This window comes from Deinococcus peraridilitoris DSM 19664, from assembly GCF_000317835.1.
GTDB lineage: Bacteria > Deinococcota > Deinococci > Deinococcales > Deinococcaceae > Deinococcus_A > Deinococcus_A peraridilitoris.
On record NC_019793.1, the window covers coordinates 1,318,846 to 1,341,482 of the forward strand.

General features: G+C 65.9%; 18 protein-coding genes. 8 read left to right on the plus strand and 10 right to left on the minus strand.

What is annotated here, in order from left to right; genetic code table 11:
• Positions 1 to 5 precede the first annotated feature (5 nt).
• The 4 genes from DEIPE_RS06320 to DEIPE_RS06335 are packed head-to-tail and all read right to left on the minus strand — an operon-like array spanning position 6 to position 4,074.
• Positions 6 to 881 carry an ABC transporter permease gene (locus DEIPE_RS06320; RefSeq protein WP_015235152.1) on the minus strand — a complete coding sequence of 292 codons (876 nt, stop codon included), beginning with the start codon at positions 879 to 881 and terminating at the stop codon, positions 6 to 8.
• Positions 881 to 1,825 carry an ABC transporter permease gene (locus DEIPE_RS06325; RefSeq protein ID WP_015235153.1) on the minus strand — a complete coding sequence of 315 codons (945 nt, stop codon included), beginning with the start codon at positions 1,823 to 1,825 and terminating at the stop codon, positions 881 to 883. Before DEIPE_RS06325 ends, DEIPE_RS06320 begins: the two co-directional genes overlap by 1 nt.
• 57 nt (positions 1,826 to 1,882) lie before the next feature.
• Positions 1,883 to 3,355 carry an ABC transporter substrate-binding protein gene (locus DEIPE_RS06330; protein WP_015235154.1) on the minus strand — a complete coding sequence of 491 codons (1,473 nt, stop codon included), beginning with the start codon at positions 3,353 to 3,355 and terminating at the stop codon, positions 1,883 to 1,885.
• Between the two features lie 14 nt (positions 3,356 to 3,369).
• A complete protein-coding gene (locus DEIPE_RS06335; protein WP_015235155.1) occupies positions 3,370 to 4,074 on the minus strand; it encodes a FadR/GntR family transcriptional regulator in 705 nt (234 codons plus the stop codon).
• 336 nt (positions 4,075 to 4,410) lie between these two features.
• Between DEIPE_RS06335 and DEIPE_RS06340 the strand changes: the two genes are divergently transcribed.
• Positions 4,411 to 5,508 carry an alkene reductase gene (locus DEIPE_RS06340; RefSeq protein ID WP_015235156.1) on the plus strand — a complete coding sequence of 366 codons (1,098 nt, stop codon included), beginning with the start codon at positions 4,411 to 4,413 and terminating at the stop codon, positions 5,506 to 5,508.
• 125 nt (positions 5,509 to 5,633) lie between these two features.
• On the opposite strand, the gene DEIPE_RS06345 is transcribed toward DEIPE_RS06340, so the two are convergent.
• The 6 genes from DEIPE_RS06345 to DEIPE_RS06370 all read right to left on the minus strand — a co-directional run bounded on the left by DEIPE_RS06345 (position 5,634) and on the right by DEIPE_RS06370 (position 10,755).
• A complete protein-coding gene (locus tag DEIPE_RS06345; RefSeq protein ID WP_015235157.1) occupies positions 5,634 to 6,044 on the minus strand; it encodes a rhodanese-like domain-containing protein in 411 nt (136 codons plus the stop codon).
• Positions 6,045 to 6,636: 592 nt separating this feature from the next.
• A complete protein-coding gene (locus tag DEIPE_RS06350; protein ID WP_041230729.1) occupies positions 6,637 to 7,101 on the minus strand; it encodes an ATP-binding protein in 465 nt (154 codons plus the stop codon).
• Between the two features lie 141 nt (positions 7,102 to 7,242).
• Positions 7,243 to 8,019 carry an SDR family oxidoreductase gene (locus tag DEIPE_RS06355; RefSeq protein ID WP_015235159.1) on the minus strand — a complete coding sequence of 259 codons (777 nt, stop codon included), beginning with the start codon at positions 8,017 to 8,019 and terminating at the stop codon, positions 7,243 to 7,245.
• Complete coding sequence (locus DEIPE_RS06360) at positions 8,016 to 8,960, minus strand: aldo/keto reductase (RefSeq protein ID WP_015235160.1); 945 nt, start codon at positions 8,958 to 8,960, stop codon at positions 8,016 to 8,018. The genes DEIPE_RS06355 and DEIPE_RS06360 overlap by 4 nt, the downstream gene beginning before the upstream one ends.
• A 113-nt stretch (positions 8,961 to 9,073) precedes the next feature.
• Positions 9,074 to 9,820, minus strand: coding sequence for a cupin domain-containing protein (locus DEIPE_RS22045; protein ID WP_015235161.1), 747 nt, complete (start codon positions 9,818 to 9,820; stop codon positions 9,074 to 9,076).
• A 161-nt stretch (positions 9,821 to 9,981) separates the two neighbouring features.
• Entirely contained in the window at positions 9,982 to 10,755 is a 774-nt protein-coding gene (locus tag DEIPE_RS06370; protein ID WP_015235162.1) for a DUF5602 domain-containing protein, read from the minus strand.
• Positions 10,756 to 11,350: 595 nt separating this feature from the next.
• On the opposite strand from DEIPE_RS06370, the gene DEIPE_RS06375 reads away from it, so the two are divergent.
• From DEIPE_RS06375 to DEIPE_RS06410, 7 genes are all read left to right on the plus strand, one after another.
• Positions 11,351 to 12,397: a Gfo/Idh/MocA family oxidoreductase gene (locus DEIPE_RS06375; protein ID WP_015235163.1), complete on the plus strand. Its 1,047-nt coding sequence runs from the start codon at positions 11,351 to 11,353 to the stop codon at positions 12,395 to 12,397.
• Positions 12,398 to 12,417: 20 nt separating this feature from the next.
• The gene (gene iolD, locus DEIPE_RS06380; protein ID WP_015235164.1) at positions 12,418 to 14,319 is read left to right on the plus strand and encodes a 3D-(3,5/4)-trihydroxycyclohexane-1,2-dione acylhydrolase (decyclizing); all 1,902 of its coding nucleotides are present in this window, start codon (positions 12,418 to 12,420) and stop codon (positions 14,317 to 14,319) included.
• Positions 14,309 to 15,403: a 5-dehydro-2-deoxygluconokinase gene (gene iolC, locus DEIPE_RS06385; RefSeq protein WP_015235165.1), complete on the plus strand. Its 1,095-nt coding sequence runs from the start codon at positions 14,309 to 14,311 to the stop codon at positions 15,401 to 15,403. Before iolD ends, iolC begins: the two co-directional genes overlap by 11 nt.
• 45 nt (positions 15,404 to 15,448) lie before the next feature.
• Positions 15,449 to 16,300: a 5-deoxy-glucuronate isomerase gene (gene iolB, locus DEIPE_RS06390; protein ID WP_015235166.1), complete on the plus strand. Its 852-nt coding sequence runs from the start codon at positions 15,449 to 15,451 to the stop codon at positions 16,298 to 16,300.
• 44 nt (positions 16,301 to 16,344) lie between these two features.
• Positions 16,345 to 17,241 carry a TIM barrel protein gene (locus DEIPE_RS06395; RefSeq protein ID WP_015235167.1) on the plus strand — a complete coding sequence of 299 codons (897 nt, stop codon included), beginning with the start codon at positions 16,345 to 16,347 and terminating at the stop codon, positions 17,239 to 17,241.
• Between the two features lie 254 nt (positions 17,242 to 17,495).
• Positions 17,496 to 21,998, plus strand: a complete 4,503-nt coding sequence (locus DEIPE_RS22050) for a GAF domain-containing protein (RefSeq protein ID WP_015235168.1) — start codon at positions 17,496 to 17,498, stop codon at positions 21,996 to 21,998.
• Positions 21,995 to 22,447: a response regulator gene (locus DEIPE_RS06410; RefSeq protein WP_015235169.1), complete on the plus strand. Its 453-nt coding sequence runs from the start codon at positions 21,995 to 21,997 to the stop codon at positions 22,445 to 22,447. Before DEIPE_RS22050 ends, DEIPE_RS06410 begins: the two co-directional genes overlap by 4 nt.
• The last annotated feature ends 190 nt before the right edge of the window (positions 22,448 to 22,637 follow it).

Here is a 22,637-nt window from a genome sequence, read left to right on the forward strand (position 1 = left end):
ACTGTTTACCGGCGCCCGCGGGGATCGAGGGCTTCGCGCAGGCCGTCACCCACCAGATTAAAGGCCAGCACGGTCGCAAAGATCGCGATGCCGGGAAACACCGCCATCCAGGGCCCCTCGGCCAGGTAGCCGCGCGCGGTGTTGAGCATCGAGCCCCAACTGGGCGTGGGTGGCTGCACGCCCAGTCCCAGAAAGGACAAACTGGCCTCGGCCAGCACGGCCGTGGCAATGGCCAGCGAGGTCTGCACGATCAGGGGCCCGCTGATGTTAGGCAGCAGATGCCGAAAGACCGTGCGCGCGTTGCTGGCGCCGAGGGCCTGGGCGGCCTGCACGTACTCGCGTTCGCGCTGCGCCAGCACTTCACCGCGCGCGACCCGCGCAAAAGCCGGGGCCGACACGATGGCGATCGCCAGCATGGTGTTCTGCAAACTGGGGCCCAGAATGGCCGCCAGGGTGATGGCCAGCACCAGGAACGGCAAGGCGAGCATGGCGTCCACGACGCGCATGATCAGCTCGTCCACCCAGCCGCGGAAGAAGCCGGCGATCAGGCCGAAGAAGGTGCCGCTCAGCATGGCCATCGTGACCGAGACCAGGCCCGCGCTGAGCGAGACCCGCGCGCCGTACAGCACCCGTGTCAGGATGTCGCGGCCAAGTTCGTCGGTGCCAAACCAGTGGTTGGCGCTGGGCGCGGCGCGCAGGTCGGTAAAGAAGATCTGCGCGGGGTCGTAGGGACTGATCACCGGGGCCAGCAGGGCCAGCACGCTGACCAGCAGCAGGATCACAAATCCGAAGACCGCGAGTTTGTTGGCCAGGAAGCGCTTGAGGGCCTTGCTTTTGCGCCAGCTGCTCTTGCTCGGGCGGAGGGTTTCGGTGGCCTGCATCACTGGTACCTGATCCTTGGGTCGACTGCGGCGTAGGCGAGGTCCACCAGAAAGCTGACGGCGAAGACCGCGATGGCCGAGGTGATCACCACGCCCTGAATGACGGGCAGATCACGCGTAAAGACCGCGTCGACCAGCAGGCGCCCGAAACCGGGAATGCTGAAGATCTGCTCGGTGATGACCGCGCCGCCCAGCAGACCGCCCAATTGCAGTCCGAAGGCGGTGATGACGGGAATCAGGGCGTTGCGCAGGCCGTGTTTCATGATCACGGTATAACCCGCGATGCCCTTGGCACGCGCGGTCCGGACGTAGTCCTGGGCGAGCGCCTCGGTCATGCTGGCCCGCAGGTAGCGCGTCAGCACGGCCGCCGCTGCCGTGCCCAGGGTGATGGCGGGCAGTACCAGCAGGGTCAGGTTTCGCGCTGGATTCTCGAAAAAGGAGACGTAACCGCTGGCGGGTACCCACGCGAGGCGCACGCTGAACACGTAGATCAGCATGATGCCCAGAAAGAAATTCGGAACGCTGATTCCCGCGAGTGAGAAGAGCGTCACCAGGCGGTCGGTTTTGCCTCCGGGCCGCAGGGCGCTGATCAGCCCGGCAGGCAGCGCGATCAGCAGCGCGAGCAGCATCGACAGCAGCGCGAGCTGCGCGGTGGTGGGCAGTTTCTCGGCGATCAGGGAAGCGACGCTGGTGTTGTCCTTGACGCTGACGCCGAAATCAAAACGCAGCGCGTCAAGCAGCCAGCTGGCGTACTGCACGGGAAGGGGCCGGTCAAGGCCCAGGCTGCGGCGCAGTTCCGCGAGCGCCTGGGGCGTCGACTCCTCTCCAAGCAGCAGACGCGCCGGATCGCCGGGCAGCAGGTGGACCATGGCGAACACCAGCACCGTCACCACGAGCAGGGTCGGCAGGGTCGAGAGAAAGCGACGCAAAGCAAATTGAATCACGGGTTCCTCCGAAGTGAGCGGGCGCCAGGCTTGCACCTGGCGCCCGCTGGGCGTGGGTTACTTCAGGGTGACGTCCTTGAAGCGCATGATGCCGTCGGGAATCTTCCTCAGACCGCTGAGGGTCTTGGTCGTTCCGACCGGGTTGCTCTGGTGGTACACCCAGATGTAGGGCACGTCCTCACGCACGGTGGTCAGCGCGACGTTGTAGGTCGTCTTGCGCGCGGACATGGCGCTTTCGCGGCGGGCCTTGTTCAGCAGCTCGTCGACTTTCTTGTTGCTGTACCCGAAGTCGTTCTTGGCAGCACCCGTCACGAAGTAGTCGTAGACGTTGCCGTCGGGGTCGGGGCGTCCGCTCCAGCCGAGCATCAGGGCCTCGTAATCCTTGGTGTCGGAGCGGTCGAGCAGGGTGCCGAACTCGACCTGCTCGATCTTGACGGTGATGCCGGCCTGGGCGGCCATTGCCTGGTAAAGCTGGGCGAGCTGCGTGTTGACGGCGCCGGGGGAGGTAAGCAGGGTGAAGCTGAGCGGCTTGCCGCTTTCCTGCAGCTTCTTCTTGGCAAGCGCGATGTCGGCCTTGGGCACGGCGGTGTTGATGTAGGCGGGTGTGCCCGGCGGGAAAGGGCCAGTGGCCGGGGTGACGGTGTTGTAGAAAACGACCTTGGCGATCGCTTCGCGGTCAATGGTCGCCGCGAAGGCCTGACGCGCGGCCTTGTTGTTGAAGGGCGCGCGGGTCAGGTTGAGGTAGATCCCCTGAAAGCCCAGCCCCGGAATGTTGAGCACCTCGTACTTGTCGTTCTTCTCGAGTTTGGAGATGTCCTTGGGGTCGATGGGATAAATGACCTGCGCGGCGCCCGAAAGCAGGTTGGCGTAACGCACGTCGCCGTCCGGAAAGGGGCGGTAGACGAGCTTCTCGATTTTGGGCGCGCCGCCCCAGTAGGCCTTGTTGGCTTCCAGGGTGATGTTGTCCTGACGCTTGCGGCTGACGTAGCGGAAGGCGCCGCTGCCGATGGGCTCGTTCTGGAAGTCCTTGCCGGCCTTCTCAGCGGCTTTCGGTGAGACGATCATGCCGGCGCGGTCGGTGAGGACGGCGAGCAAGGGACCGTAAGGCTCTTTCAGATCGATCTGCACGGTGGTCGGGTTGACAGCCTTGATCTCTTTGACGCTCGAGAGTTCGCTTTTGCGGGCACTGCCTTCGATGTTCATGGCGCGCTCGAGGCTGTACTTGACGGCGGCCGCGTCGAGGGGGTTGCCGTCGTGGAACTTCACGCCCGGCTGCAGGGTGAAGGTGTAGGTGAGGCCCTTGTTGGTGATCTTCCAGGATTTGGCGAGCATCGGGACGATCTTGAGGTTCTCGTCGACGTCGACCAGCTTGTCAAAGATCTGGTTGAGCACCTGACGGTCCACCAGGGCGCTGGAAAGGGCCGGGTCGAGGCGGGGCGGGTCGGCGTCGAGGCCGACCGTGACGGTCTGGGCACCGGCGGCACCGAGGGACAGCAGGGCGAGCAGCCCGAGCGTCTTGACGTGTTGCATCTGCATCTCCTTGTTCACGACTGTGCGTGTGGAATGAAACTGAGGGGCGAGGTTTCGACGACGGCGTTGAGGTGCTCGAGCATGGCGGCGTGCGCCGCATCGGGGTTGTTGCTGAGAATGGCCCGGGTGATGCGTTCGTGGTGGGCGATGGTGGCTTCCGGCAGGTGCCCGGTCAGGGTGTCGGTGCGCAGTTCGCTCAGCAGGGAGCGCAGGGTGGTGAGCACTTGCAGAATGATGGCGTTCCCGGCGGTCTGCGCAATGAGGTGGTGAAAGTGCAGATCCTCACTGGTGAGCCGCACGCCGCGTTCCGCCAGTCGTTTCTGGCGTTCCAGCGCCTGCTCGAATGAGGCGGCGAGTTCGGGAGTAGCGCGTCTGGCCGCGAAGGCTGCGACGGCGGGTTCGATGATTCGGCGAAACTCCATCAGGTCCTGCGCCGATTGCATCTGCCCGCTCAGCAGTCCCTGAAAGGGACGCGCGATGGTGTCACCATCGGGCGCGCGTACGGTGGTTCCGTCTCCCTGACGAACACTCAGGTAGCCCAGCATTTCCAGGCGGCGGATGGCGTCACGAAGGGTGGGCCGGGAAACCCCGAATCGGGCAGCGAGTTCCCGCTCGGGTGGCAGGCGTCCGCCCGTCTGGTACTCACCGCTGCGAATCAGCTGCAGCAGCCGGTCTGCCACGGCGTCGGCAGCTTTGATGGGTCGAACTGCTTCTGGCACGTTCCCTCCGATTGGTCTGACCATCTGTCCTTTGAGCTTGTCCTGAATTTAGCCCTGGGATGGGTGAAGATCAAGTTCTTGTCAAGACAAGTGGACGAGCGCTCGGTGAATGCGTATTGCGTCCTGTGGCGAGCACGGTCGGCTCCGCATAGCACGCTCATCTCGGGTGTCTTTCAGCTGGAATGGGCCAGTCAAGGCGGCCATGGGTATGGCTTATGGGTATGTTTTATAAAGTGATTTGTTTCTCGGAGTCAAGGTGTCGCTGCATCTATCGTGCGCAGGAGGCAGTTCATCAACACCACAGGGGCCCAACCCGACCACGCCACGGAGCAAACCATGAAACTACTCGAACCTGCACAACTCGGCACACTCACGCTTCCCAATCGCGTCGTCATGGCCCCCATGACCCGCAGCCGCGCTCCCGGAACCGTTCCCACCCCGCTGATGGCCGAGTACTACGCCCAGCGCGCCACGGCCGGGCTGATCATCACCGAAGCGACCCAGGTCTCCCCCAGCGCCCAGGGCTATCCGGATACTCCCGGCCTTCACACGCGAGAGCAGATCGAGGCCTGGCGCGCCGTCACCGACGCGGTCCACGCCGCTGGTGGGCGCATTTTCGCGCAGCTGTGGCACGTGGGGCGCATCTCGCACTCCTCCTACCAGAACGGTCAGGCGCCGATCGCTCCCTCGGCCGTTCGCCCGGTGGGGCAGCTCTACACGCACGGAGGACTGGTGGACTTCGAAACTCCGCGCGCCCTGGAGACAGCTGAAATCGCGGGCCTGATCGAGGACTTTCGTCAGGCTGCAAAAAACGCCCTTCAAGCCGGCTTTGACGGCGTGGAGATTCACGGCGCCAACGGCTACCTGCTCGATCAGTTCCTGGAAAGCGGCACCAACCAGCGCAGCGACCAGTATGGCGGCAGCGTGGAAAACCGCGCACGGCTGCTGCTCGAAGTGACCGAGGCCGTCTCCGGGGCCATCGGCGCGGACCGCGTCGGCCTGCGCCTCTCCCCGGGCGGCACCTTCAACGACATGAGCGACGCCGATCCGGCTGAGACGTTCAGTTATGTCGCGCGCGCCTTGAATTCGTTCGGGCTGGCGTACCTGCACGTGGTGGAGACTTCACAGAGCAACGCGCCGCAGGGCATGCGGGGCCACAGCCCGACCGCGCTGCTGCGCGAGCACTTCCAGGGCACCCTGATCACCGCCGGAGGCTACGAACGGGATTCCGCCGAGCGTGCCCTGAAGGCCGGTCAGGCGGACCTGGTGGCCTTCGCCCGCGCCTACATCGCCAACCCCGATCTGGTCGAGCGTTTCAGGCGGGGCGCGCCAATTGCCGAGCCTGAAGCGCAGACCATGTACGGCGGGGGCGAGCAGGGCTACACCAGCTACCCGACGCTCGAAGCGCAGAAAGCCACCGGCACGGGCATTTGAGTCCGTCTGCCCGCTGAGGTGGCAGCTTGGCCGGGCAACTGATTTCAAAGCCTGGTCAGAGCGTCACGCCGGATGGGGCCCATCCGGCGTGACGTCCCTGGAAAGGCTCAACAGGCGCTCAGATATTACCCACCCTGCCCAGGCCCGGCCTCATCCTTCACGACCGGCCGGCCCGCCTCAGACCAGGCCTTGATGCCTCCCTCAAGGTGGGCCACGTTCGTATAACCCATCTGCTGCAGGGTGTCGGCCGCAAGCGCCGAGCGTCCTCCGGCAGCGCAATGCACGATGATGCGCCGCTTGGGATCGAACTCAGCACGGTGATACGGGCTTGCCGGGTCGGCAAAGAATTCCAGCATTCCACGGGGAGCACTGACCGCCCCCGGAATGACCCCGCTCTGGACCTGCTCACCCGGTTCACGCACGTCGATCAGCACGGCCTCGCCGGAGTCGAGTTCCGCCGCGACCTGATCGACCGACAGATTCTCGACGCGCTGTTTGGCTTCCTGTACCAACTGGGCAGCAGTTTTCGGTGTCATACGACCTCCATGCGCTCACGCAGGCATCACCGATGAATCGGCGTTCATCGGGTGGGAAAGAGCAGGTGAACTGACGCGGCAGCCAGAGAATCACGTATCCACCTCCTTGTATCTGATCAGCAGCCTATGCTGCCAGGCAGAAGCTTTTTCAGAGAGGCGCAGGGAGCCGTCTTCTTTCAGTTTCCTCGGCACAGCGTCGACAGCTTGCACCCTGAACATAACATGTCAGGATCGGCACACCCTGGTTCCCCGGTGTGGCAGAAGAGGTCACCGCTCCCTCCCGCCACAGCGGCCAGAAGCGCAGCAAATCAGCGCCGTCGGCAACGCCCCAGGCGCAATTCATACGCGTCCGAACGCAGTGGATATCCGGACGAACGTCGGAGTATTTGATAGACACGAGGGGAAGGTACTCTTTCAGGCGCATAAGTTGACGCCGAATGCATATGACGCTATATTTATCTCCATCAGCGCCCCAAGGGCGCTTTTTTGTTGCACTGCCTTGTTGCACCGCCACACCTTGGGGCGAGCTGGCTACGCGAACCAGCCTACGGTACGTTCCGGAGTGCCCATCATCGGTCGTGATTCAATCCTGTCAAGCCTCGTCATACGGATAAGGGGTGACCTCGAAGGTGTCCTGTGGGGTGAGCAGAACGGCGTGCATCACGTCGAATCCCTCATCCGCTGTGGGCGGGCGCAGGCGTTTGCGGGTGACGTAGAGCGCCACATCCGGCACACGCGCCTTGCCTTCACGGTCCCGGTTTCGCCTCAGGGAGTCGGCGAAAGGCGTGACAAACACGTAGCCCACCACCCGCGCGCCGTAGGCCTGACCCAGCGCGATGATTTCGGCGCGCTCGTCGGGGGTGCTGTTGGTGTTGTCGACCACCACGCTCTGGCCACCTTGCAGGGCCTGCTCGATCAACTCTCGCTGACGCCGGGCCTTGTTGCGGTTATGCGGAAAATTGTCCTTGCTGACGTGCACGTGCGAAAGGGCGAAGTGCTCGCGGTAGAAAGAGGTCTTGCCGCTCCCCTGCACCCCGACAAAAATCACCAGCTCCACAGCCACCCCGCCCGGCCCTCAGAAAGCGGGGTGCGGGGCGTGGCGAGCGCCACGAAAGAAGCCGGAAACCGGGAAGAACTGACTGTTCCGCTCATAAACTGTGCCGCTCATGAAAAGGCGCGTCCAGCCCGAGAGGCGGCGTTACGGCCAGCCGCCCTCGTTGAGCGGGGTGACGATCACCTCGTTGAGCACCATTTCCGGTGGCGAGGCGCAGATCCACACCAGCAGCTGCGCCACACGTTCCGGGGGCAGGGCGTCGGAGGGGGCCTGTGAGGGCTGCGCGTCCTCTTCCTTTCGGGCGTCGGAATCGAAGGTGCCCCAGTGGGTGGCCATGGCCCCGGGATACACCACGCAGGCCCGGATCCCGTAGGACTTGCCCTCGGCGGCCAGGGCCTGGGTGAAACCGGTCAGGGCGAACTTGGAGGCGCAGTAGGCGCTGGCGTTCGCCCAGCCGCGCTTGCCCGCCACCGAGGAGACGTTGATGATGGTCCCTCCGCCCACGCGGCGCATCAGGGGAAACGCCGCGCGGGCCAGCAGGAAGGGCGCGCGCAAGTTCACCCCCAGCACCCGGTCCCAGTCCTCGGGCGCGAGATCGACGACCGGACCTGGAACGTCGGTGGCGGCGTTGTTCACCAGGATGTCCAGCCGCCCGAGCTCGCGCACTGCGCTTTCCAGTGCCTGCGCGGCCTCTTCCCCGCCCGCGAGGTCGACGGCGCGCACGTCGGCACGCCGCCCCAGCGCCTGAATCTCGGCGGCCACACCTCGCAGGCCCGCCTCACTGCGCGCGAGCAGGATCACGTCAGCACCGGCCTGGGCCAGACCCACGGCAGCCGCGCGTCCCAGGCCGCTACTCGCTCCCGTCACGAGTGCCACCCGCCCCGAGAGCGCGCCCGGGGCCACTCCGCCCCCGGTTGTCACGCCGCTCCCCCGGCCGTCACCCGCTCGATCAGCGAAAGGTCCTCTTGACTCAGCAGGGGGCGCCGGGACGCGGCGACGTTCTGCTCGACCTGCTCAGGGGTCTTGGCACCCGGAATGGCGACCGAGACGGCCGGATGGTTCAGCACGAACTGCAAGGCGAGCTGCCCCATGGTTCTGTCGGGGGAGGTCAGCGGGCGCAGTTGCTCGACCTGTTCCAGCTGCGTCTTGAACCAGTCCTCCTGCGGCCAGGAGTGACGCACGTCCCCTTCGGGAAACTGCGTCTCGCTGGTGAACTTGCCGGTGAGCATGCCCATGCGCAGGGGACCGCGCACCACCACGCCGACGGCGTGCTGCTGGCAGTAGGGCAGCATGTGCTGCTCGGTCCCGCGTCTCAGCAGGCTGTAGTCGAGCTGCACCACGTCGAGCGTGCCGTCACGGTTGAAGTGCTGGACGTACGAGAAGTCATCGGTGGAGACCCCGGCGGCGCGCAGGCGGCCCTGCTGCTTGAGCTGCGCCAGGGCCGTCATGAAGGCTTCGGTCTCGCGCGGATCGTTCCACCAGATGTGGTCGAAGTACACGTCGATGTAATCCGTTCCCAGGCGCCGCAGGCTGTCCTCGAAGGCCCGGATGATCTTTTCGGGGCGGTCGTAGACGGGCTCACCCTTGGGGTCGCGGTGGTGTCCCATCAAGCCGCCCTTGGTGGCCACCACGACCTGATCGCGCCGGTCACGGATCACCTGGGCGACCAGTTCCTCGCTGTGGCCGTTGCCGTACACATCGGCGGTGTCGATGAAGTTCACGCCGAGTTCCAGGGCGCGCTCCATCGCGCGGATGGACGCGGCGTCCTCGACCGGTCCCCAGGCGTCTCCGCCGATCGCCCAGGCGCCAAACCCGATTTCCGAGACCTGAATGCCACTTCGTCCCAACGTCCGGTGGTGCATGCTGCCTCCGTTCGCGCGCAGCGTACGGCGGGCAGGGAGGGCGGTGCTGCATGCCAGATGAAGAAGGCCTTACCCTTGGGGCTTGGGCACCCGAAACGGGCAGCACCGCTCGGTCAGCGGTTGGTGGTGAGGGCCGAGCCTGCGGGCACCAGGAAGGTGACGGCCACGCGCGCGGGCGTCGTGCCGGCATTGCCCACCACCGCGTACTCGCCGGGCATCTCGCGCCAGGTCTCTCCGGTCTTGAAGGTCTTCTCCCCGTTCTTGTCGCGCACGAGCATCTGCCCGGACAGCACCGTCACGAAGCCCACCCCACCGTGCGTATGCTCGGGGGTGAAGGAATTCGCCGGGAATTCCATGACCAGCTGGTGCAGGTTGAAAGACGACGGCAGGGACGCCAGATCGAAGTTGGACCGTGCCACGGTGGTCGGTCCCGGCGGAAGCTGCGCGTTGGTGGTGCCCGTGTGGGTGGTCGTGAGTGCCGCACCCTTGGGCAGCAGGAAGGTCGCCATCACCCGCGCGGGCGTCGCGGCGGCATTGCCCACCTCGGCGTACACGCCGGGCAGCTCCTTCCATGACTCCCCGACCTTGTACTTCTGTTCCTTGCCCGCCTCGCGCACGGTGATCTCACCTTCGAGCACCGAGACGTACCCCAGGCCACCGTGGGTGTGTGAGGGCGTGAAGGCGCCCGGCGCGAAGTCGAGGACCAGCTGTACGAGTTCCGTGCTGGCAGCAGCGTCGAGTTTGGTATTGAGGATGACGTTGGCACCCTGAGGTGTCTGGGCGGTCGCGAACAGGACGCCGCACGACAGGGCCACGGTGAGTAGGGCGGACGTGCAGACTACGGTGGCGTGACGCTTCATAAGAACCTCCATCTGCCTTTCGGCCGTTGAGTTCTGGTTACTTGACATGGGGAGGCTTGAAGACCGTCACTTTGAAGTGGAAGGTCATTCCGGGCTTGGGCCGGTGTGGCCTCCGCTGCGTTTATGCGCTCGGGTTTCCTTGCTCTGGTTGTCTGAGGTCTTTACTGCACCTGCTGGAAGTCGCTGAGGATGAAGTGATAAGCGTCCTTGGCGTTATCCCATACGGCTTCGAACTTGGTGGGGTAACGCGTCGTGCGCCCCAGGTTGCGCGGCATCGGAACGGGCAGCGTGAAGCTCTCCTTCCTGAGGAGCTGCTCGCGGGTGACCATGGGCTCCAGGAAGACAAACTGCTGCTTGTACGAACCGACGATCATCACCTTGTCGAACAGACCCGGTTTCAGCACGCCCGGCGAGGCGAATTCCGTGGTGGGCAGGCTGTGAAAGCCCATCGTCGGCACACAGTGGTCCTGTGGTGCGTCGCCCGGAGGAACCGGGGGGAGCCATCCCTGCGGCACGTTCGCCGGATCGATCTGCGTCAGGTCGGCGCAGTTGATGGCCTGCACGTCCGCCTGGCTGCCGCCATGAACGTGGAAATCGAAGTGTGGGGTGCCATAGCGTTCCATCGGCGGGTGGCCCTGCGGATTCCAGTCCACGCTGAGGTGGTTGAGAAAAGTCGTCTGCTGCGCCTGAACCGGGAAATCCAGATGGGCCACGACCGGGTCCCCGGTGGTCGGGCCGTTCTGAATGCTGGCCATCGGGATGGTCACCCCGGCCTGGATGACCTGTCCGTCCTGGCCCACTTTTGCCCAGGAATTCACGCTCGCGCCGTTCAGGGTCTGGCTTTCACCTTGAACGACGCCCGAGTCGGGGTTGTTCTGCGCGCAGGCAGCCAGGAGCAGGACCGTGCCGATCACGAGATGGCGGTGAAGCTTCATAGGTTCCTCCCGAAAGGCTCCGCCGTGCCGGACACGCCCAGGGCGCCGATCACGCCGGAAAAGAGAGTCGTGCGTCTGTCCGCCGAACCTGTCTGCGCCGGGTCGGTCTTCGGCGCGCTGAGCGTGCCCCACGGCAGGCGATCAGGACGCACCTCGGGAAAGGAGGGCGCCTTGTTGAAGGGTGCCGGTCTATGGGGCGTGACCCCTGATTTTCTCGTGGCCCTGAGACTGAGGGCGGTGGTCTTCGGGTGAGTGTGCCTGCGGCGCCGCGCGGCTGCGGTCCGGCTACCGGTGAAGCGGTCAGCTTGGCGTCATACTCTTTTTCAGCAAAAGCGTTCGAAGGTGAACAGTAAAATCAGTGTACTTTCTCACTTTGCCGGTCACAAGCTAAAGAAGAGCATAAAGTTTCATGCAGTCTTCATCACCATTCTCTGCCTGATTGTCTTCACCGTCTGGCGCGCATAGCAGGCGTTTGACAGCCCGTGCACGCGTAAAATACGCTTCTGATCGTTCAGCGCTCAATCGACCGGTTCTCAGAATCAACCCGCCATGCCCCACTGCGCAGTGGGGCATGGCGCCCGAAAGGAAAACAGCCATGGAGAGAACTCTTGCAGTGGGCGTGATCGGTGCCGGGAGCATGGGTGCGCGGCACGCCCGCAACCTTCACCAGTACGTCGCGGGAGCGCAAATCGCGGGCCTCTATGACCCCGATTCCGGTCGCGCGCGCGAAGTGGCGGCTTCCTGCGGTGAGGCCACCGTGTTCGGCGATCCCCTGGCCCTGATCGCGGACTCCTCCATCGACGCCGTTCTGATCGCGTCTCCTGACGCCACCCACGCGGAGCTCGTGCACGCCTGTCTGCAGCACGGCAAGCCGGTACTGTGCGAGAAACCGCTGGCCGTCACCGCCGAAGGCGCCCTGAAGATCGTTCAGGCCGAACAGGAGATCGGACGTCGGCTTGTCGGCGTGGGCCTGATGCGCCGCTTTGATCCCCAGCACCTCGCCGTCGAGCGTGCGCTCGCTTCCGGTGCGGTCGGTCGGGGGTTGCTCTTCAAGGGCGTGCACCGCAACGCCAAGGTCCCCCAGCACCTGCCCGGAGAGGTCGTGATCACCAACTCCGCCGTGCACGACATCGACTCAGCCCGCTGGCTGCTGGGCCAGGAAGTCACCCAGGTCTTCGTGAGCGCCGTGCGCACCCGCGACACCCTCAGCGCGGACACCCGCGACATGCTGCTGTTGCAGCTGCAGCTCACCGGTGGCTGCCTCGCCACCATCGAGGTCACGGTGGCCGCCGACTACGGCTACGAGGTCAGCGCCGAGATCGTGGGTGTAAGCGGCACCGTCACCACCGGCCTGCCCATGGACGCGGTGATCCGCTCGGGGCGCAAGACTTTCACGGACGTTCCGGCAGACTGGCTGGAGCGCTTTCAGGAGGCCTACATCGACGAGCTTGCCGCGTGGACCCACAGTGTCCGCAGCGGCCAGGCTTTTTCGGGCGCCAGCGCCTGGGACGGTTACCAGGCGCTCGTCGTGACCGACGCCTGCATCCTGGCGCTCAAAAGCGCCGCCGCTGTGGCCGTACCCACGCCCGAGCGGCCCGCCCTGTACGACCGGGCTGTTTCGCCCGAAGTGCCATCACTCTGACCACCGCTTTAAGGAGCCACGTGAACACCTTTCACCTGACGGTCGCGCAAGCCCTCGTGAAGTACCTGGCCGTGCAGTACAGCGAACGCGACGGCGTGCGCCAGCGGCTCATTCCCGGCGTGTGGGGCATCTTCGGGCACGGCAATGTCACCGGGCTCGGCCAGGCCCTCGAAGAACTCGGCGACTCGCTTGAGATGCCCACCTACCGCCCGCAAAACGAGCAGGGCATGGTGCACGTCGCGGCCGCCTACGCCAAACACAAAAACCGCCTGGCCACTTTTGCCTGCACGGCCAGCGTGGGGCCCGGCAGCACCAACATGCTCACCGGCGCGGCCCTCGCGACGGTCAACCGGGTGCCGGTGCTGCTGCTGCCCAGCGACTTTTTTGCCAACCGCATTCCCGACCCCGTGCTGCAGCAGCTCGAACACCCCAGCGAGCACGACCTGAGCGTCAACGACTGCTTCCGGCCCGTCAGCCGCTTCTACGCGCGCGTCTCGCGACCGGAGCAGCTGCTCGCGGCGCTGCCCGAGGCGATGCGGGTGCTGACCGACCCCGCCGAGACCGGCGCCGTCACGCTCAGCCTGCCCGAGGACGTGCAGGCCGAGGCGTACGACTGGCCCGCCGCCTTCTTCGAGCAGCGCACCTGGCGCGTGCGGCGGCCCCCACCCGAACCGGACGTGGTGCAGCAGGTGGCAGGCCTGCTGCGCGGCGCGCGGCGCCCGCTCATCTACTGCGGTGGCGGGGTCATCTACAGCGGGGCCGAAGCGGCTTTGGGACAACTCGCCGAACGCCTGGGCGTGCCCGTCGTGGAAACCCAGGCCGGCAAGGGCGCGTTGCCCTGGAATCACCCCATGAACGCCGGGCCAGTGGGTGGTATCGGCGGGCTGGCCGCCAACCGCCTGGTGCGGGAAGCCGACCTGATCGTGGCCGTCGGGACCCGGCTGGGCGACTTCGTGACGGCCAGCAAAACCGCCTTCGCTGCGGGCGCGCGTTTCGTGGGCCTGAACGTCGTGCCAATGGACGCCGCCAAGCTCGGCGCGCTGTCAATGGTGGCCGACGCCCGCGCAGGCCTGGACGCGCTCCAGGGCGCACTCTCGGGCTGGAATGGCACGGACGCCGCCTACCGCGCGGAAACCCTTGCCCTGAAAGCCGAGTGGGACGCCGCCGTCAGTGCGGCCCGCCAGGACACCGGCAGCGTTCCACCCGCGCAGGGCGCCGTGATCGGCACGGTGAACGACGCGGTGGGCCCACACGCCACCGTCGTGTGCGCGGCGGGCAGTCTGCCGGGCGACCTGCTGAGGCTCTGGCGCCCCGAAGACCCCAAGGCGTACCACGTCGAGTACGGCTTTTCCTGCATGGGCTATGAAATTCCCGGCGGGCTGGGCGTGGCCCTCGCCGAGAGGGGGCGGCGCGTCGTGGTGATGGTGGGAGACGGCTCGTACCTGATGATGAACAGCGAGCTGGTCACCGCCGTCGCCGAGAACGTCGATCTGACCGTGGTGCTGGTCGACAACCGGGCCTTCATGAGCATTCGCGGGCTGCAGCTGGAGTCTGGCAGCCCCAGCTTCAACAACGAGCTGCGCCACCGCAATCCGACCACGAATCGCACTGACGGCGAGGTCGTGAAGCTGGACTTCGTGAAGCACGCCCAGGGCCTGGGCGCGCGGGCGGTGCGCGCAGAAAGCCTGAATGAGCTGCGCGAGGCGCTCACGGTGGCCGGGCGTGAGCGTGGGGTGCAGGTCATCGTGGTGCCGGTCAACTTGCGCGAGCGCGTGCCGGGCTTTGAAAGCTGGTGGGACGTGCCCATTGCCGCCACCTCGGGGCAGGAAGGCGTCAGGGCCCGGCGTCAGGAGTACGAGGCACGCCTCAAGCAACAGGTCCGCTTCTTTGCGCCCACCCGGGCAGACCGGGATGACGCGTGATGGCGCGCTTCAGGGCCACCCGTGTCCCGAAACGACGGACCCCGAAAGCGGTACGGCCATGAACAGCGCGGGCACGAGCGACCTGCCCGAGCTGATCACCATCGGCCGCAGCAGCATCGACCTGTATTCGCAGGACCTCGGCAAGGCGCTGCCCGAAGTGCGCCGCCTGGGCGCCTATCTGGGCGGCAGCCCGCTGAACATCGCGGTGGGCGCCTCTCGGCTCGGCGTGCGCGCGGCGCTGGTGTCGGCGGTGGGCGAAGATCAGGTGGGCGACTTCATCCTGGCGGGCCTCGCGCGCGAGGGCGTACAGACCCGCTTCGTGACCCGCAAACCCGGCGCCCGCACGAGTGCCGTGCTGCTGGCCATCTTGCCACCCGACCGCTTTCCCATCACCTTTTACCGCGACAACGCCGCCGACGTGCAGATCGGCATCGACGACCTGAACGCCGTCTCAATCGAACGGGCACGCGCACTGGTCGTGAACGGGACGGCGCTCGCGCTCGACCCGCTGCGCAGTGCCATCTTCCTCGCCTGCGAGCGGGCACGCTCGGCAGGCGTGACGGTGTACCTCGACCTCGACTTTCGCGCCAACCAGTGGCACGACGTGCGCGCCTTCGGGGTCAACGTCCGCGCGCTGCTCTCCAGCGTGGACGTGGTGATCGGCACCGAAGAGGAAATCAACGCGGCGCTGCTGACCGACCCCGCCGACATCACCATCACCCACGGTCAGGTCACCGCGCCCGCAATTCGCGGGGACCTGGAGCGCAACACGCAGGCGCTGCTCGCGCGCGCGCCAGTGGTCGTGGTGAAGGAAGGCGCGCGTGGCTGCACGGTGCACCGACGTGGCCAGACACCCCTGAGCGTCCCGGGCTTTCCGGTCGAGGTGGTCAGCGTCCTGGGGGCCGGGGACGCCTTTGCCGCCGGGCTCGTCACCGGGCAGCTGCGCGGCCTGAGTTGGGCCGAGAGTGCCCGGCTGGGCAACGCCTGCGGGGCCATCGTCGTCACGCGCATCGGCTGCGCGGACTTCACGCCCACCCAGGCCGAGGTGGACGCCTTCATGAGCGCGCAGGCAGGTCAGGCATGACCAGGCAAGCCCAGCTGAACGACCCCTTTTCCCGGAGGCTTTGACATGATGAGCAAAATCTCACCCGACACCCGCACGGGCACCCTCGTGGAGGTCACCCCCGAAAGCGCCGGCTGGACCTTCCTGTCCTTTGGGGTGCTGCACCTGCAAGCGGGCGAAACCCACGCCGGCAACACGGGCGACCGGGAAGTCGCCCTGGTGCCACAGGAAGCCGATTTGAGCGTCACGGTGCACGGCGAGACGGTGAACGGCGAGACCTTCCGCCTGCAGCGTGAGAGTGTGTTCACGCAGCTGCCGCACGTGCTGTACCTGCCGCCGGGCACTTCTTACCGTCTGGAGGCCCACGCGAAATCGGTGCTGGCCCTGGGGGGAGCGCCCGCCGAAGGGCAGCTTCCGGTGCGGCTGCTGCGCCCGGACGAGATGCGCGTGGAGCTGCGCGGCGGCGCCAATGCCACGCGGCAGGTGAACCACATCCTGGGGCCTGACCTGCCCGCCGAACGGCTGCTGCTCTACGAGGTGTACACGCCCAGCGGCAACTGGAGCGGCTGGCCCCCGCACCGGCACGACGGTCAGCTGGGTTCACTCTACATCGAGGAAACCTACTATTACCGCGTCAGCCCGCCGCACGGCTGGGCCGTGCACCGCAACTACAGCCCCGAGGACGGCGAGGACGAACTGCTGCTCGCCCAGGACGGCGACCTGATCCTGTCGCGGCGCGGTTACCATCCGGTCGCGGCGGCGCCGGGCAGCAACGTGTATTACCTGAACTACATGGCGGGCGAGGCGCAGGGCGAGGCGAGACGCCAAGCGCCCGTCGACGAGGCCGCCTGGGGCTGGATGCGCCAGGACTGGGAAGGCCGCGTCATGAAACTGCCCTTTGGCAGGAGCGCGGAGTGAGGCGCGTTCCTGAAGTCCGTTCAGCACCTGAGAGGAAGATCAGCATGATCAGAGTTGCCAATGCCCCCTGCTCGTGGGGCGTGATCGAAAACATCGATGGGGAGCGTGGCACTTATGCGACCGTCCTCAACGAGATGCAGCAGACTGGCTACGAGGGCACCGAACTGGGTGACTGGGGCTTCATGCCCACCGATCCCCACGCGCTCTCGGGGGAACTCGCCCGGCGGAAGCTCGCGCTGCTGGGCTCGTGGGTGAGCGTGGCGCTGCACGACCGCAACCGTCACGCCGAAAGTGAACGTGACGCCGTGCGCACCGCGCAGCTGCTCGCGCAGGTCGGCGGGCCGCACAGCGTCGTGGTGCTGGGCAACGACCCGTACACCGACCCGGTGCGCACCCGGCACGCCGGGCGCATCCGGCCCGAGCACGGCCTGAGCGACGAGGGCTGGACCGTGTTCGCTCAGGGCGCCGAGCGCGTCGCGCGCGCCGTGCGGCGTGAAAGCGGTCTGCGCACGGTCTTTCACCACCACATTGGCACCTGGGTGGAAACCCCGGCCGAAATCGAGCGCTTTCTGAGCCTCACCGATCCCGAGGTGATGGGCCTGTGCTTTGACACCGGGCACTACACCTTCGGGGGTGGGGACGCCGTAGAGGGCCTCCGGCGCCACGCCGAGCGCGTCTGGCACGTTCACTTCAAGGACCACGAGCCGCGCGTGGCCGAGCGCTCGCGCGAGCAGGGCTGGGACGGCGTGACCTCGGTGGCGCAGGGCGTGTTCTGCGAGCTCGGTCAGGGCAGCATCGACTTTCCGGGCGTGCTGCGCGAGTTGCAGCAGCTGGACTTCAGGGGCTGGATCGTGGTGGAGCAGGACGTCCTGCCCGGCATGGGCAGCCCGCGCGAAAGCGCGCGGCGCAACCGCGAGTACCTGCGGGGGCTGGGCGTGTAACGCGAGCTCGATGGCCGGTCGCCAGCGGTCTCTTGAAATCCGGACGGTCCGTCTCCAGTGAGTGACCCACCGAACACCCGGAGGCGTGGCCCGCAGGATGCACTGCGCCGCGCATCACGATCCTCCCAATGACTGGATTCGGATGAGAAACCGCCCTGGGTCCGCTTCACGAATCGACCTGCGCTCAGGGTAAAATCAGGTTCTGTTCACGTGAGCGGTTTAAGGAACCGTTCTGAAAGGGCACGGCCAGACGCATGACCTCCACACACGACCTGCCCCTTCTTCCTGCACTGCGTGCCCTGCTGGACGCGTCAAGCGACGCGACCTTTACGCTCGACCGGCAGGGCTACTTTACATATGCCAACGCCACCACCGCCGCCATGGTGCATCTCACGCCCGCCGAACTGCTGGGCCGGCACCTGGAGCGTGAATTCAGCCACGCCTTCAGCGACCGCTGGCTCAGCGAGAAAGGGCGCGCGCTTCGTGAAGGGCGCGCAGTCGAGTATGACGCCTTCAATCCCTCGATCGGAGGTTGGGTCCGGGTACAGGTGGTTCCTTCCGAGGAAGGCGTGGCCGTACAAATCCGCGACGTCACGGCAGCAAAACGCAAAGAAGCCTTGCAGCAGCTCACCAAAGCGTTGAGCGAGGCGCGCGCCTCGTCACAAGTCATCGAGGTGCTGCTGGAGCAAGCCACGCAGGCAGCCGGGGCGTACATGGTGGCGCTGGTGGCGCCGTCCACCGACGCCACCCACCTGGAACTGCGGGGGGAAGTGGGGTACACGCCCGAGCTGCGCGCGCGCTTCGAGCGCTTTCCGCTGTCGCTGGGCATTCCGCCTTCCGACGCGGCCCGGCAGCGTGAGGCAGTGTTCGTCAGTGGCGAGGACTTCGACCGGCGCTACCCGGAGTCGCTGGGGGTGCGCTCGGAGCGCACGCGCGCGCTGGCGTCAGTGCCCCTTCTGGTGGAAGGAGAGCTGTGGGGCGTGCTGGCACTGAGCTTCGAGCAGGCCCGGCATTTCGATGACACCGAACGGGAGTTCGTATGCAGCCTGGTTCAGCAGTGCGTACAGGCACTGGAACGGGCCCGCGCGCTGGAAGCCGAACGCACGGCCCGCGCACGCGAGCTGCTGCTGTCCCGCGCAGGCGAACTGCTCTCCGCGTCGCTCGATCCCCGGACGGTGCTGGAAACCGTCGCGCAGCTGACGGTGCCGGAGCTGGCCGACTGGTGCAACATTTTCTTGCCGAACGCCGCCGGAGACCTGGAGCCGAGCATCATCGCGCATTCGCAGCCGGACATGGTGGATTACGTCCGTGAATACTTCCGGCGTTTTCCGTTGCAGCAGGACAGCCAGTCAGGTGGTGTACTGACCTTCCGGACACAGCGGCCCCAGCTCATTCCGGTGCTGGATCTCAACGGGTCCCACAACCTCCTGCCTGACGAGCAAGTCGAAATGATACGTCGCATGGGGCTGCGCTCGGTGATCATCGTGCCGCTGATCGCCCGTGGCCGCACCATGGGCGTGCTGGAGCTGCTCAGCACCGACGTCGGGCGAACCTACACGGCGCAGGAACTGGAATTTGCCCAGGAGTTTGCCCACCGAGCCGCCATCGCGCTCGACAACGCTCAGCTTCACGCCCAGGCGCAAAGCGAGCTGCGTGAGCGTGAAAGGCTCGAAGCGACCCTGCGTGAGCGTGAAGCCAGTTACCGCGCCCTCGTCGAGAACGCCGCGGTGGGAGTCAGCCGCGTCTCGCCCCAAGGCCACTGGCTGGACCTCAACCCGGCCACCGAGCAGTTGCTGGGGTACTCGCGCGAGGAGCTGCTCGGCATGACCTTTCTCGACGTGACCCACCCGGCCGATCGGGGCGAAGCAGGCACACGGCCCTTCCGGCGCCTCGTGGCAGGCGAGATCGACGCGTTTACGCTGGAGAAACGCTATCTGCACAAGGCAGGGCACGTGGTGTGGGCCAACGTCACGGTCTCCGCCGTGCGCGACGAACAGGGCCGCATGCAAAACGCCGTCGCGGTGCTCGAGAACATCAGCGACCGCAAGCTGGCCGAGCAGGAGCGGGCACGCTTCGAACACCTCATCGAGGAAAGTGCCGATTACATCGCCATCGGTGACCTTCAGGGGCAGGGGGTGTATGTGAATCCGGCAGGGCGCAAGCTGATCGGCTTTCGTGACCTGGGGGAAGTGCGCGGCACCCATATTCTGGAGTGCTTCTTCCCCGAGGATCGCGCCTTCGTGCAGGAGCAGATCCTGCCGGCAGTCTTTGAAAAGGGCTCGTGGCAGGGCGACTTCCGCTTTCGGCATGTCAGAAGCGGGGAAAGCATCGACATCGATTTCAATGTCTTTCTGATCACCGATCCCGTCACAGGAGAAGCGCAGAACATCGCGAGCGTGTCGCGCGACATCCGCCAGCGCAAACGCAACGAGGCCGCGCTGCAGGAGCAGACCGAAATTCTCTCCACGCTCAACCGCAACAACCAGCTGATCTCGGCCGAGCTTGACCTGCCGACCCTCACACAGGCCGTGACGGACGCCGGGGTGGAGTTGACGGGCGCCCAGTTCGGGGCGCTCTTTTATAGTGTGCCCGACGCGCAGAGCGGGAAGATGATGCTCTACACGCTGTCCGGCGCCAGATTGGAAAATTTTACGTCGTTTCCCCTGCCCCGCAGCACCCACGTCTTTGGCCCGACTTTGCGTGGAGAAGGCGTCGTGCGGGTCGCGGACATCACGCGCGACCCACGCTACGGACAGAACGCGCCGTACCAGGGCATGCCAGAGGGTCACCTGCCGGTGCGCAGCTACCTGGCCGTGCCGGTCATCTCGCGGTCCGGTGAGGTGCTGGGCGGTCTGTTCTTCGGACACGAGCAGGCGGACGTCTTTAGCGAACGCGCCGAACAACTCGCGGTCGGCGTCGCCGGCCAGACGGCCGTGGCGCTTGACAACGGCCGGCTCTACCAGCAGCTTCAGGACAGCCACGCGCAGCTTGAGCTGCGCGTGGCGCAGCGCACCCGTGAACTCGAGGAGCAGGCAGTGGCACTGGGGGCCTTCGTGCGCTTCACGGAGGCAGTCGGCACCAGCACTGACGTGTACACCCTGGCGCGTGAGGCGCTGGAGGTATTTCGCAGCTTTTTCGCGCAGTGCAGCGCGGCGTATTACGAACGCGACGGTAAGATGTGGCGGGCGCGGGTCTGGACGCAGGACATCATCCCCGAGGTCGTGGCGAGCATCACCTCCGGGGTGTCCGTCGACGCGCCCGCCTTCGCGCAGGTTGCCCGAAGCCAGGCACCTGTCTTTGTGGACGGCTGGAATCCCGAGCGTGAACAGATCGCGGACACCGAGGAATACGGCACCGCCGCCCTGTATCCCCTGCTGGTGAATGAGCGGGTGGTCGGCGTGCTGGCCGTGGGGCTCAAGGACGCTCAACAATGGACCGAGCGCGACCGGGCCGTCGTGCGCTCGGCCGGACGCAGTCTCAACCTGTCGCTGGAACGGGCCGACATCGCCGCGCAGCTCGAAACGCAGCGTGACACCCTGCAGGCACGCACGCGGGCGCTGGAAGCCTTTGCGGAGCTGACGCGCGAGCTGACCTTCGACACTGATCCCTACGCGCTCATTCGTCGTGCGCAGCAGATCGTGCTGTCACTGCTGCCCGAAGGGTACGCGCTGTACTGGGAGCTTGAAGGCGACACCTGGCGCCAGAAGTCGCAGGTGGGCGACTTGCGCAACGCCGAACTGCAGCGTCAGCTCGACGCGGGACTGCCTTACTTCGAGACCCGCACCGTGCGCATTCCCTTCGAGACCGGCGAACCGCTGTACCAGGATACCTACGACAAGCACCACGACAACCTGGAAAGCACGGTCGGGCACATCGGCACCACGGCGTCGCTGCCCATCCGGGTCGGCGACGCCGTGCAGGGGGTGATCGTGGTGGGCCTGTTCGGGCAGCGGGGCTGGACGCCCACCGACCGTGCGCTGCTCGATACGGTCATGCGCAGTTTGAGTCTGACGCTGGAAGGCGCCAGAGGCGCACACGCGCTGCAGCAGCGAACCCAGGAACTGGAGCGCAGCAACGTCGAACTCGAGCGCTTCGCCTACGTCGCCAGCCACGATCTGCAAGAGCCGCTGCGCACCATCGCCAGCTTTACCGAGCTGCTGGCGCGCCGCTACGGCGCCGGGCTCGATCAGCAGGGACTCAGGTACCTGCAGCTCGTGACCCGGGGTGCCGAGCGCATGAAGGGCCTGATCGACGACCTGCTGGTGTTCTCGCGCCTGAACGCGGTGCGTGAAACGCCCGGGCACGTTTCGCTGCCAGAAGTGCTTCACGAGGCCCTGTCGCGCCTGCAAGGATCCATCGAGGCTGCGGGCGCCCAGGTTCGCTGCGGTGAACTGCCGGACGTGCAGGGCGTGCCCTCCGAGCTGGTGCAGCTGTTTCAGAATTTGATCGGCAACGCCATCAAGTTCCGCCGTGAGGGCGTAACGCCGCTGGTCAGCGTGGAGGCCGAGCGGGAAGGCGACTTCTGGCACCTGCAGGTGCGTGACAACGGGCTGGGCTTCGATGCCCGCTACGCCGAGCGGATTTTTCAGATTTTCCAGCGTCTGCACCTGCGCGAGCAGTACGAGGGAAGCGGCATGGGCCTGGCCATCGTGCGCAAGATCGTCGAACACCACGGGGGACGGGTCTGGGCCGAGTCGAAGGAGGGATCAGGCAGCGTGTTTCACCTTACCCTACCCGTTTCCGAGGGGGCGTCATGAGGAGCATGCACCTGCTGCTGGTCGAAGACAACGACGCCGACGTGCTGCTCATTCAGGAAGCGCTGGCAGGCCTTCAGGAAGGTGTGACACTGCACATCGTCCACGACGGTGAGGAAGCCCTGGCGTTTTTGCGCCGGCTTGGCCCTTTTGCCGATTGTCCGCGTCCGCACTTCGTGCTGCTCGACGCCAACACCCCCAAGAAAAATGCCCTGGAAGTGCTGGGAGAGCTGCGTGCCGAGCCTTCGTTTCAGGGTCTTCCCGTGGTGGTGTTCAGCACCTCGGCCAGCCCCCGGGATGTCATGCGCTGCTACGAAGCAGGAGCGAACGCCTACATCACCAAGCCGCTCAACCTCGATGAATTTTTGTCGGCCATCGAGAACACCCTGCGCTTCTGGGCCAGCACTGCGCTGCTGCCCCAGTCCGCACCCGAACTGCCCGAACCCTGCTGAAACGAACTCACACCCCTTCCGGGGCAGGCGAGGGCCCTTGAAGCGGCCAGGCTCTCGCCGCCCCTGCCATTCCAGCATGACGTCCGAACACGGTGGCCCGGCCGTGTGCTCTTTCTCACGCACAAAATAAAGCGAGCGTGAACGAAAGATCTAGACAACTTTTACATCTCAATCAACGTGGGAAACGTAT